The following is a 12,479-nucleotide window of genomic DNA, read 5'->3' on the forward strand; positions in this document are numbered from 1 at the left end:
TTTTTCAATTATATTACATATTGCGTTTCTTTTACTAGTGCTCGGCCTTGGAGGATTGTTAAAAAGATAACTTGATGCAGTCACCTTTTTATGGAATAATTAGAAATAGTTTGAATTCATAAGTTTAATTATTAAACGATAGACTAGTATATTTTAATGTCACAAGCTTACAAACAGGAGGACTTTCGTAATGATTGAAATTTTAAGGACAGTAGTAAACTTTCTAATTTCTCTATTCTCAGGAGAATTACCAATTGTATATTATGTATGGATTATTAGCCTATTCCTAATTCAAATAACCCAATCTACTCTGAACTATAAGCTTTTTAACAAGAAAGATAATTTCAGCACTTATGTATCGGAAGAATTACTCGCTTTTATTATTTTATTGTTTGGAGGCATGTTAGTATCTAAGTTACTTGCTTACATAATAGACGATCCTACTATTAGTATGACAAATGTAACACATTATTTTATTTCTCTTATCATATTAACTATTTTTGTCGTAATAACCTGTATTAAAGACTTTATAGAGACATATCTCTTTTGAGCTTTTTAGTAATTTCCTTAATAACAAGTATACTTTCATTCAAGTTTTTATCACCTTTAATTGAAGGTTCTTTTTCTCTTTCTAAATCTTTTATAACTACTTTAATTATTCTAGTAACTGTATCCATTCCTCTATTAATTTCTTTAGAGGAAAAATATGCAGGTGAAAAGGAAACGGAAAATTTATAGCTTCTCATTTACAGAAAAGAAAGAGGGAGCTCCCCTCTTTCTTTTCTATCTTTCTATTTCACAAGACTAAATCATTCCTTTTAATATTAATCCTAAAACTGACATTATTATCGCGCTAATAATAATCCGCAAAATCCAAGTTGTGTTTGTACTTATTTTTTCTAATTGCTTATTGATTGTTGCTATATCTTTCTCATTAATAGTAGTACGCGTTTCTAAATTTCGAATGTCTCTCATAATTTCTTTTTGCTCCGCTTTTAAACTGTCAATTTTAGCGTAAACATCTTCCATATATTCACACCCTCTGTTCATCTTAATAGAAAAATCTATATATATTATGAGACAACCCTCTTACCTGTGAATACATTGCGTATATCCGCGTACCAAATTATTTGTACAATCTAATTGAATTACTCACATGTTTCCATTCTTCTATTTATAAATTAGCGTTAAGATAAATTAAAATTAGAAAAGGAATCCCTTGTTTATTTAACAACAAACAAGGTGCAATCCAACATTCGGGAGCACCTACGATAATTTCTATTGTTTTCATCACCATTTTCATATTTACAACTCAATATAATCAGTATGATTTTCTGAAGAATCCACTTTTTCAGCTGCTTAATGTATACTAATATTAATACGAAATAGCTGTATTGATAAACTCTCTAGAACAATAAATATACTGGCTGAAACGGATCTATATCCGATATTTTTTCCAGTAACATGAATGGTTATTTCTGATAAATGCGTTTGTATATCATTGTTTTCAATAATTTCATCCTCAACCTTTACAATATCTGCTTCACAATCTACTTCTTTAAAAGTTTTCAATAATTTTGTTTCCAATAAAATACAATCAAAATTCTCATCTTTTATTACAGCAAATTTAACCTTCATATCGATTTCCCCATTTTTAACAAACTAAAATCATTAAATCAATATAAATATATATTATTCTATTAAATAATTCAAAATATACGCTTCTTATATACATTATTAAAAATCAGTTCTAAAGAATTAAATGCAAAAAGAAATTAAATATACAAATCCCCTTTTTCAACCAATCAATATAGAATTCCCTTATGCCCTATGATTAAAATTTTTTCATTTTAAAGCCGTAGATTCTGAGGATTTTTTGTTTTTATATTAATAATTCATTTCTTGAATTTTGTAGCATCGGAAATAATAATATAGTGAAACAAATTAAATATTAGGCGTTCCACTGATCTTTCGTATAATTCGTCTCTTAATTATTTTGCTCATTGCGCTTTTTTATTTCCATCCCTATTTCAACTGAACTTTGTGTAATAATGCATATTTCAAATACATTATTTCCTTTCACTCATACTTTTATCATTAAGTTTTTATTCACAAATTCGTAACACATATATATGAGTTATCATGCTAAAATTAGTTTATTCACAAGAAGAAGTTATTCTTAATAAATCAATAATTTTTAATACCCTGTTTAAAGCCTTGCCCCCCTGCAAGGCTTTTTCCTATTTAACTAGAGTAGTAGTTTTCGTTATGCATCTCTCTTCTTTGTTCCTTACCCTACAAATAATACTGCATGTTTATTTTAATTTTTCAGCATCCGTACTCGCTCTGTTCGAGAGCTCTTTACCAAATATTCAATCTAATGATAAAATTGACCAAATTAATATTTTCGTCCATACCTGTATCAAAAAGTACACTAAAGAAAAAAAGCACTCTCACGATTAAGTAAACGCGAGCTTTTTCTTCTATCTACTTACTATTTAAGGTTAATAGTTTAGTAACAAGATTTAAAAATTCGACTTAAATTCATTGATGAATGGAGAGGTTTATATGAAATTAAAAGACAAAGTAGCAATCATAACTGGTGGTGCAAGTGGAATTGGCGAATCTACTGTTCGTCTTTTTATCGAAGAAGGTGCAAAAGTAGTTATTGCTGACTTTTCTGAACGTGGAAAAGAACTATCAGATGAATTGAATGCACATGGATATAATACGTTATTTATTAAAACCGATGTAACAAAAGAGGCAGATATTAAACAGCTAATTCATGAGACAGTAAGTACATACGGTAAATTAGATATTATGTATGCCAATGCCGGCGTTGCTGATGATGCACCGGCAAACGAATTATCCTATGAAAAGTGGAAAAGAACTATTGATATTAATTTGTCTGGGGTATTCCTTTCTGATAAATATTCGATTGAACAATTTCTTAAACAAGGTACAGGTGGTGTCATCGTTAACGCTGGTTCGATTCATAGTTTTGTTTCATTACCTACCCCAACAGCATACTCCTCTGCAAAAGGTGGTGTGAAACTATTAACTCAAAATTTATGTACTGCCTACGCTAAATATGGAATACGTATTAACGCGGTGTGCCCTGGTTATATTGACACCCCTTTACTAGGTAGTGTTAATCCTCAACAAAAAGAATATTTAGCTTCACTTCATCCACAAGGCAGACTTGGAACACCAGAAGAAGTCGCTAAAGCTGTCTTATTTTTAGCAAGTGATGATGCTAGTTTTGTTAACGGTACAACACTTCTTGTTGATGGAGGCTATACTGCACGTTAATTTTAAAATTTTGAAGCACCCTAAGAAATATATAGTCTTCAACAAGAAAAAGCGCCATCACAAGTGACGGCGCTTTTTCTATGTAAGAGCAACTAGAAGATACCCTTCTAGCCTACTCCCATTTATAAGTCCAAAATTGTTCAAGTTGCAGCCATTTTAATGTTGCTGCATCTTTGTTTTTTATTTTTGCATGCGTGTCTTCAAGCATTGCTTCTGTTTGTGAACGGTGCGCACCTAGTGCAGTTAATTTATGATCAAATACTTCACTAATGTTATTTACAACATCCGGTTCTCCTAATACTGCTTCACGATTTTTCGTAATCGCAACCGCATGGATAACTGGGCGCTCTTCTTTTGGCATACGTGATACAGCGCGAACGACAGCGCGGCCAAATGCATTATGATCTGGATGTACACCGTGCTCTGGATAAAATGTAATAATTCGAGATGGATTTACTTCTTGAATGATTGCTTCAATTTTGTCAGCAACGAAATCAACATCTTCAAATTCTAACGTTTTATCATGGAAGCCAAGCATTCTTAAATCTTTAATCCCCATCGCTTCACAAGCATCTTTCAATTCTTTCTCACGGATATTTGGAATCGTTTCACGGTTAGCGAATACGTTCTTACCCATGTTACGTCCCATTTGTCCTAGAGTACCACATGCATATGTTACAGGTACTCCTTGATCTGTTAATAAGCGAATTGTTCCTCCCGCAGCATATGCTTCATCATCTGGATGCGGAAATACAACAAGTACATGTCTCTCCATAAGTTTCCCTCCTTCTTACTTAAATGGTGTTAAGCTTAACTCAAGTGCGACTGCTAGACGACCTAAATTATCATGTCCAGCTAGTAATAAACGCTCTTGACCGTCTACTTCCCAGTGCGTAATACCTTCAGCATATACCCAACCATGATCCATTTTTAAACCAACTCGGTATGGATTTGTTCCAGTTATCTTCCCGCGTTCAAAACGGATAATTGCATTTCGAATGAAAGCACCAACTGTCATCATCTTTTCATTTATGTGTGATGCATACGCTCCGTTTGTCGTTTCTAAATGAATATATACATCTTTATTTACAAAACGTTCAATTTCATTTTGAATAAGAGAACTATCTTTTACTATTTCCATCGGAATTCACCTCTTTAAACCATTTTACGCAAAAATAATGTAAATTGCTATCTCTATATTAGAGGACAACGCTCACTTTTCCTAATAATTTGCACTGTGTTTTTTATATTTTTTATATGATATGTAAAAAATATATTTTTTCCTTCACTTTGTTAAATAGTTTTCTTTCTTTTTTGAATTTGCTACAATATATTTTATCCCGCATTATTGCAGCGAGATACATTTCGACAATTGAATACATAATTTAAAGAAGGTGACATGATTGGAACAATCAGCACATGAAGTAGCAAATTGGCAATATTATTTTGCAATTGCCGTATTTTTAATCACGTACGGATTTATTATTTCTGAGAAATTGAATCGTGCTGTAATCGCACTATTCGGTGCTGCTATTATGATTATTTTTGGAGTTGTAGATTTACATACTGCTTTCACATCACATATTCAATGGGAAACGATTACCCTTTTAATTGGGATGATGATTCTCGTACATATTACGAGTCAATCAGGCGTCTTTGAATTTGTGGCCATTAAAGCGGCAAAAGCGGCTGGCGGAAAACCGATTCGCATTTTATTATTACTATCCCTATTAACTGCTGTCGGATCAGCATTTTTGGACAATGTAACGACTGTTTTATTAATCGTTCCTGTTACATTATCCATTACACGTATTTTAAAAGTAAATCCTGTGCCTTATTTGATTTCAGAAGTGCTGTTTTCAAATATAGGCGGAACAGCAACATTAATCGGTGATCCACCTAATATTATGATTGGATCAGCAAACAAGCATTTAGACTTTAACGCCTTTTTACTTAACTTAGCTCCAATCGTAATTATTATTTCTATCGTGACACTTGGCATTATTTACTTCATGTATCGTAACAAACTAAAAACAACACCTGAACAAATCGAAAAACTAATGGCATTAAACGAAAAAGATTACATTAAAGATCAAAGCCTCCTTTTAAAATCTATTTCGATTTTAGGACTAACTATTTTAGGCTTCGTACTTCATTCGATTATTCATGTAGACGCTGCTGTTATCGCGATGACAGGCGCTACACTTCTTATGTTAATCGGCGTGAAAGAACATGATATTGAAGATGTATTTGCCCACGTTGAATGGGTAACCATTTTCTTCTTCGCCGGACTATTTGTTCTCGTTGGCGGGTTAATTGATATCGGACTTATCTCTTCACTTGCAAAAGAAGTAATCGACGTAACAAACGGTGACATCGGATTCGCAGCTATACTTATTTTATGGGTATCTGGCATCGCATCTGCGACAATCGACAACATCCCATTTGTCGCTACGATGATTCCTCTTATTCAAGACTTAGCTACAGGACTCGGACTATCTGTCGATTCTCCGCAAATCGAAGTACTATGGTGGGCGTTATCTCTTGGTGCTTGCTTAGGAGGAAATGGAACGCTAATCGGAGCATCTGCAAACGTAGTCGTTGCTGGTATTGCAAAACGTGAAGGACATGCTTTCTCTTATATGGACTTCTTAAAAATTGGTTTACCATTAACTATTGTTGCACTCTTGTTATCACATGCTTATATATATTTACGTTATTTAATGTAAAAGTTGTATTGCATGAAATTATATCGTCAAATACAAAAGGTTTGCAGCATCGTGCTGCAAACCTTTTTTCATCACCAAAATATACCGATAATTGCTAACCCACCTAAAATCATACCACCAATTTGTCCGACAATTGTTGGTGATAATTGAACACCTTTTCTCACTTCAACAACTGGTCTTTCGTGCCTTAGTTGCTGCACTTCGCTTTGCAGTTGATGTACACTTCCGTGTAACTCTTTAATTAGTTCCTTTAATTCAGCGACCTCTTCATTTACTGGTTTTGCTTTTTCTAAATTCATTTTACATAACTCCTTATAAATTCAATCAGTTCACTGTAAATTTTCGCCAATTATCATTATATCTCCTGCATACTACATATATAATATTGAATGTATTCGCTAATCTTACAGCTCTATCCATTCATCCCGCAATATCCCCATAATCATACGATCAAAACACTTCCCATCTCTTTGAACTGCTTCTCTCATACAACCTTCCATCTGAAAACCCATCTTTTTATACAACTCAATCGCAGCTTTATTATAAGAGATAACATCAAGACCGACGCGGTGCAAATTCAATTCATAGAAAGCATATTTTAAGATAAGATGGATCGCTTCTTTTCCATATCCCTTCCCTCTATCATTCGCATCTCCTATACCAATTGCTAATAACCCTGTTCTGTTATTCCACTCTATGCCATGAATCGCCACAAAACCAATTAAACGATCATCTTGAACTGTCCTCAACATGAAAGATACACTATTCGATTTCCGTCCTTTTAATAGCCCATCACTTGCTATTTCTTGTATCGATTGCGGGAATGCTACATCTGTATCTACATTTCTTAAATATTCACTATCCTCTTGCCACATAGCCATTACTTCAGCATCAGCTTCTCTAATAGCTGATAATTTAATCGTTTTATTTCGAAAAAGATTCATTGTCATTTCAAACTCCCCTTTTTTTTAATAGCGGGGATACTTATTTTAGCCTATTTATCCCCTTGTTTCATAAACGGGATACTTACAATAAGCGCTGACATTGGCATATCTCCTCTACGTTAAATTAAATTCATTGTATAATTTTTCATTTATTCTAACAATAAAAAAAGACCCTCAAAATTTATAGGGTCTTCCTAACAACGAATCGATATTATTTCGTAAACATTTTCTCCGCTTCATCCATTGCCATTTTGTTTCCTAAAGCAGAATAGTCAAGCCATGGTTGATCATTGATAATGTATACGTGCTTGCCTTTAACTGCTTTTAAATCTTTCCAAATTGGTGTTTCTTGAAGTTGTTTAAATGCAGCTTTTGCCTTATCATCTCTGTTTACAACAACGAAAATCGCATCTGCATCAAAGTCAGGTAATACTTCTTGTGAAATGACTTCGAAAGGACGGTTTCCATCAATTTTCTCTACACCGTTTGCAGGTTGTAATCCTAAGTCTTGGAATAAAATTGGTCCCATCGGTCTTTTCGTACTAAATACACGTAATTCTTTTGCAGTAACGCGAATTGCCATTACTTTTTCGTTATTACCTAGCTCTTTATCTATTAAACTTTTTACTCGTTTTGATTGCTCTTCGTAATCTTGAATATATTTATCTGCTTCTTTCTCACGGTTTACAAGTTTACCAACTTGTTTTAAATGATCTCTCCACGTACCTTCATCTAAATTGAAAGAATGTGTTTTTGCAATTTTTTCGTATTTCGCTAAATCTTTGCCAGCGTATTTTTCATCCACATAAATTTCAGATGGCTTTAACTGAAGTAACGCTTCCATATTCGGATCTGTTACAACACCAAGCTTCTTCGTATCTTTCAACTTCTCTTTAGCATGCGGTAAGAAATCTTTTAAATCTCCACCAATAACAGAGCCTACAGGTGTAATTCCTAATGCAAGTAAATTATTCGTTAAGTGAATGGACATAGAAGCGATTTTCGGATTATTACTTTTTTCAGTTTTTTTCGTTGCCTCTTCATTAGCTTTCGTTTGACCACATGCTGCTAATACTAAAATACACATGATGCTAAATAAAATAGTAAGTTTCTTTTTCATATGTTCTCCTCTTTGAAGTATTTATTTTGTTTTTGTAAGTAAATAAAGAAAATAAGGTGCTCCTAAAGCTGCCACTACTACACCAGCTGGAATAGAATTTGGCTCGAATATAGAACGACCTATCGTATCTGCTAGTACTAAAATAATCATTCCGATAATGCCAGCTAGCGGAAGAAAATGTTGATAGGTAGTACCTACTAACTTTCTTGCAATATGTGGAGCAACTAAACCGATAAAACCAATCCCTCCTGCCATCGATACACTTGCGCAAGATAATCCAACCGCTGTAGCTAATAGTAATAACCGTTCTTTTTGAACAGAAACACCAAGTCCTGCCGCTACACTATCACCTAGTGACAATGCATTTAACGTTTTAGATTTTAGCCACGCATAAGGGGTTAGTATGAAAATCCAAGGTAATAATGCAAGGACATGAATCCAATCCCTTCCCCACACGTTACCAACAAGCCATCTAGAAGCGAATGTATACGTCTCATCATTTAACTTGAGAGAGAAAAATAACGAAATTGCACTAAAACCAGCTGAAACTGCAATACCAACGAGAATAAGTCTAATGGGAAGTAAACCATTTGACCGATCACTCGCAAGTAAAATAATAAGAAATGCAGCTAATACTCCTCCGCCAAATGTAAATAACGGTATTAAAATGGATGCACTTTCATTAATAGAATGAAAGAATGTAACGAATATAATTAGCCCGAAAGATGCACCTGAATGCAGTCCAAGAATACCAGGGTCTGCAAGTGCATTACGTGATAATCCTTGCAAAATCGCACCGGAAATCCCAAGGCCAATACCGGCTAACATTGTGATAATAATTCTTGGCATACGATAATCGTATAGCACGGTTGCGCTCTCAAAATCACCATAACCAAAAAGTGTTTCAATTACTTTAAGTGGCGCTATACTCAGTGTCCCTGTATTTAAACTAATTAAAATTACAGCGATACTTACACATCCGAAGATTGTAGTTACAGTAATAGCTTTCTTTTTATCCGTGTTAAAAAGATCTTTCACTTATAGCTCCCTCCCGACTTTACGTGCTATATAGAGGAAGAACGGAACTCCAACAAGAGCTACCATAATCCCTATCGCAAGTTCCTTAGGAGGATTTACTGTTCTTGCTCCTAGGTCAGCTACAACTAATAACATAGCTCCTAATAATGCTGACATAGGAATAATGAGTCTATAATTAACACCAACTAATTTTCTAGCAATGTGCGGGATAACTAATCCTACAAATCCAATAGAACCAACAGCCGAAACAGAAACACCTGCCAGAATAACTACTATAGTCATCCCTAGTATTCTCGTTCGGTTCGTTTTCACTCCTAAATTTGTAGCAACATCATCCCCCATTGATATGAGTGAAATAGATCGCCCTAACACTATCGCAAAAATAATCGTTATAAGAATAATAGGAACTAAAAATTTCAAGTGTTCCCACTTAACCCCTGCAACACCACCAGCATACCAAAACGCTAAATCTTGGCTTAAATCATAATAAATCGCAACACCTGAACTTAATGAATGTAAAAGCGCTGCCATAACAGCTCCAGCAATCGTTAACCTCATTGGTGTTAACCCACCTGATGTTGCTGATCCAATAACAAAAATAAGTACTGTACTTAAGACTGCTCCAATAAAGGAAACAATCATTAAATAGGAATACGGCATATGCGGAAAAAAAGCAAAACTAAGTGCTACTACAAACATCGCTCCTGCATTTATGCCAAGTACACCTGCATCAGCTAAAGGATTTCGTGTTACTCCTTGCATAACCGCTCCAGCGACCGCAAAAGCTGCCCCTACAACTGCTGCTCCAATTACTCTCGGGAGCCTTAATTCATAAATAATTTGGTGCTGCGTTAATTTCGGATCGTAATCCAAAACCGCTGCCCACACCGTTTGTAAATGAATATCTTTTGCACCAAATGAAATGGCTAAAAATATAGATCCAATTAAACATAAAATTGTTAAGCTCATGAAACATATGAACTTAATATGTATCCAGCGGTTATTACCAGCATGTACAGTAGACTTATGTAACATGTTTCATTTCATCCTTTATATTCAGTTGTTTTTTATAATTATTTTTTATTTGTAATTATTATTGATAATAATTATCATTTTCATTTAGATATTATATCCCCACTTTTTTTAAATAGCAAACTATTTTTTTACTTTTCTACAATATTAAAATACTCATTACAATTCCCTTCTAAAACTTACAAATACATGCAAAATAGACTACTGGATTATTTTTTAAATTGTAGTATAATTATTGATTATTTTGATTTTTCCAATAAAAAAACATCGAAGGTGACACAATGTTCTATATAAAACAACTACTACATTTCACTTACGAACAAGCATTATCTTGCTTATTCCCAGTCATTATTTTCTTAACACTAGCCCTTTCAAAAATTGTTTCAATCCCAGAGTTATACCGCTATGATTTCATACTCATCGTATGCCTTCTTATGCAGTGGATTATGTACAAGACTGGTCTTGAAACAAAAGACGAACTAAAAGTAATTACCATCTTTCACCTCATCGGCCTTTTACTAGAAATATATAAAGTACATTTCGGTTCATGGAGTTATCCCGAAGAGGGATATTCGAAGGTTTTTGGAGTTCCGCTTTACAGCGGTTTTATGTACGCAAGTGTCGCGAGTTACATATGTCAAGCGTGGAGAAGGTTGCATTTAAAAATGCATCATTGGCCGAAAGCCATTTTTGCCGTGCCGTTAGGAGCTATGATTTACTTCAATTTTTTCACGCATCATTTTCTATACGATTTTAGATGGATATTAACTTTACTACTATTCATCGTTTTCTTTCGGACATTTGTGGAATTTTCATTACGAGGCGTTCCATATAAAATGCCACTCGTTCTCTCCTTTTTCCTTATCGGTTTCTTCATTTGGGTTGCAGAGAACATCGCAACATTTTTCGGAGCATGGCAATATCCAAATCAACGGGAAGCATGGAGTCTCGTTCACTTAAGCAAAATTAGTTCATGGTTTTTACTCGTTGTTATTAGCATTATGATTGTCACACAGCTCAAACATTTGAAGGAATCAAAAAGATAATGCTGATTATGTAAAAACAGTTAGCCCATCACTCATTAGAGAGTGATGGGCTAACTGTTTTTAGTAATATTTTTTAAACCTTCCTTATCAAGGGAGTTATAATTTACAAGAGTATAAGCAATTAAACATTATGAACTGCTACTAGCAGAAGATGTTGCTGCAGATGAAGCGGCAATCGTTGCCATCATGGCTGCCTGTTGTGCTTGTATGAGGACTTCTATCATTGTTTGTAAACCTGTGTTAGTAGCTTTACTTTCCTCACCTTTCTGACTTACGAACAGTTGAATAGCAATAAGAATATTTGTATCTGTATGCCAACGGAACAATTTATCCCCCTGCAATTTTTCAATAAATGCTCGAATAGAATGAATCTCTTTTTCTCCGTCCTCGAGTAACGCTAGTAGCCCGATAGCTGGGTAATGCATCTGTTTTACTTTTACCTTTTCTTGCTTTAACAAATTCCATATATTTGTACATTTTGCAACTAATAGTTCTTCCCTGACATCCTTCTTTAGTGAAAGAATATGACTCAAAAATTGAAGATCATTCCCTTTACGCAAACCAGCTGTCGCTAGTTTCTGATAAAGACGTTCCACTCGATCCATAAGTGTTTCTACATGCTCTGATTGTCCTGCTAATAAAACTGCGAGCGGATAATCATTTGTACTTGTAAGAAAGAGGTGATCCTTTTTCATGCGTTTATATACTTGCATCGAACGCTGAATATGTGTGCCATGCTGTTCATTTTCTTCTGTTAAAAGCACAGCTGCTGCGAGATAAGTAAATATACTCCGGCTAAAGCCACCAGTGACCAATTGTTCATATAAATCTAAAAACGTCCGAAAAGCTTCCTTGTAATCTGTAAAGTGAATATCTAATGTTGCGGCCACTACAAAACGATGATAAGACTTTAAGTATGAAAACATCCCTACCTGATTCTTAATATAACTACTAATTTCTAAAAAACGTCCGAGATCAAACAATTTATCACTACCTGCATACATAGCAGCAATCATCATTCCTGTTCGAGAATCACTCGTTTTCCATTTTAGTTCTCCCTTTAACTGTACATATGTATGTTTATATTGCTCCAACTTTTGTTCTAATGTAATCATAGTATTCACCCCTATTTCTAGTTCTTCTCTATTATTATACGCATATTCCATATTTAGGAATACTATAATTAATAATCACACCATAAAAATTATAACATTCTCTTATCCTTCTTCATCAGCACCACGATGATAATCCCTAATCC

13 protein-coding genes and 1 pseudogene are annotated in these 12,479 nt (G+C 34.2%); 4 read left to right on the plus strand and 10 right to left on the minus strand.

Annotated elements, in window-relative coordinates:
• The first annotated feature begins 190 nt into the window (after positions 1-190).
• A pseudogene (locus AC241_RS16885) lies at positions 191-738 on the plus strand (DUF5823 family protein).
• A gap of 66 nt (positions 739-804) precedes the next feature.
• Here AC241_RS16885 and AC241_RS16890 read toward each other — a convergent pair.
• Positions 805-1,029: a hemolysin XhlA family protein gene (locus tag AC241_RS16890; RefSeq protein WP_000390462.1), complete on the minus strand. Its 225-nt coding sequence runs from the start codon at positions 1,027-1,029 to the stop codon at positions 805-807.
• Positions 1,030-1,359: 330 nt separating this feature from the next.
• Positions 1,360-1,638, minus strand: coding sequence for a hypothetical protein (locus AC241_RS16895; RefSeq protein ID WP_050844360.1), 279 nt, complete (start codon positions 1,636-1,638; stop codon positions 1,360-1,362).
• Between the two features lie 930 nt (positions 1,639-2,568).
• On the opposite strand from AC241_RS16895, the gene AC241_RS16900 reads away from it, so the two are divergent.
• Positions 2,569-3,312: an SDR family NAD(P)-dependent oxidoreductase gene (locus AC241_RS16900; RefSeq protein ID WP_000768018.1), complete on the plus strand. Its 744-nt coding sequence runs from the start codon at positions 2,569-2,571 to the stop codon at positions 3,310-3,312.
• Positions 3,313-3,424: 112 nt separating this feature from the next.
• Here the strand turns inward: AC241_RS16900 and bshB2 are convergent, their stop codons facing one another.
• Positions 3,425-4,087, minus strand: a complete 663-nt coding sequence (bshB2, locus tag AC241_RS16905; RefSeq protein WP_000439487.1) for a bacillithiol biosynthesis deacetylase BshB2 — start codon at positions 4,085-4,087, stop codon at positions 3,425-3,427.
• Positions 4,088-4,102: 15 nt separating this feature from the next.
• On the minus strand, positions 4,103-4,453 hold the full coding sequence (locus AC241_RS16910) for a YojF family protein (protein WP_000407046.1): 351 nt from the start codon (positions 4,451-4,453) through the stop codon (positions 4,103-4,105).
• Between the two features lie 262 nt (positions 4,454-4,715).
• On the opposite strand from AC241_RS16910, the gene AC241_RS16915 reads away from it, so the two are divergent.
• Positions 4,716-6,041 carry an ArsB/NhaD family transporter gene (locus AC241_RS16915; RefSeq protein ID WP_043936322.1) on the plus strand — a complete coding sequence of 442 codons (1,326 nt, stop codon included), beginning with the start codon at positions 4,716-4,718 and terminating at the stop codon, positions 6,039-6,041.
• Positions 6,042-6,112: 71 nt separating this feature from the next.
• Here the strand turns inward: AC241_RS16915 and AC241_RS16920 are convergent, their stop codons facing one another.
• The 5 genes from AC241_RS16920 to AC241_RS16940 all read right to left on the minus strand — a co-directional run bounded on the left by AC241_RS16920 (position 6,113) and on the right by AC241_RS16940 (position 10,178).
• Positions 6,113-6,340 carry a coiled-coil domain-containing protein gene (locus tag AC241_RS16920; RefSeq protein WP_001047304.1) on the minus strand — a complete coding sequence of 76 codons (228 nt, stop codon included), beginning with the start codon at positions 6,338-6,340 and terminating at the stop codon, positions 6,113-6,115.
• A gap of 105 nt (positions 6,341-6,445) precedes the next feature.
• Entirely contained in the window at positions 6,446-6,991 is a 546-nt protein-coding gene (locus AC241_RS16925; RefSeq protein WP_050844362.1) for a GNAT family N-acetyltransferase, read from the minus strand.
• Between the two features lie 205 nt (positions 6,992-7,196).
• On the minus strand, positions 7,197-8,105 hold the full coding sequence (locus AC241_RS16930; RefSeq protein ID WP_029442903.1) for an iron-hydroxamate ABC transporter substrate-binding protein: 909 nt from the start codon (positions 8,103-8,105) through the stop codon (positions 7,197-7,199).
• 21 nt (positions 8,106-8,126) lie between these two features.
• Entirely contained in the window at positions 8,127-9,143 is a 1,017-nt protein-coding gene (locus AC241_RS16935; RefSeq protein ID WP_050844364.1) for a FecCD family ABC transporter permease, read from the minus strand.
• Entirely contained in the window at positions 9,144-10,178 is a 1,035-nt protein-coding gene (locus AC241_RS16940; protein ID WP_050844366.1) for a FecCD family ABC transporter permease, read from the minus strand.
• 278 nt (positions 10,179-10,456) lie between these two features.
• Here AC241_RS16940 and AC241_RS16945 point away from each other — a divergent pair, with 278 nt between their 5' ends.
• On the plus strand, positions 10,457-11,221 hold the full coding sequence (locus AC241_RS16945) for a DUF817 domain-containing protein (RefSeq protein ID WP_050844368.1): 765 nt from the start codon (positions 10,457-10,459) through the stop codon (positions 11,219-11,221).
• Positions 11,222-11,349: 128 nt separating this feature from the next.
• Here the strand turns inward: AC241_RS16945 and AC241_RS16950 are convergent, their stop codons facing one another.
• Positions 11,350-12,387 (minus strand): DUF4003 domain-containing protein, encoded by a 1,038-nt coding sequence (locus tag AC241_RS16950; RefSeq protein ID WP_155417069.1) that lies wholly within the window; start codon positions 12,385-12,387, stop codon positions 11,350-11,352.
• Positions 12,388-12,479: the final 92 nt, after the last annotated feature.

Origin of the sequence: Bacillus thuringiensis (genome assembly GCF_001182785.1) — a bacterium.
Lineage (GTDB): Bacteria > Bacillota > Bacilli > Bacillales > Bacillaceae_G > Bacillus_A > Bacillus_A thuringiensis_S.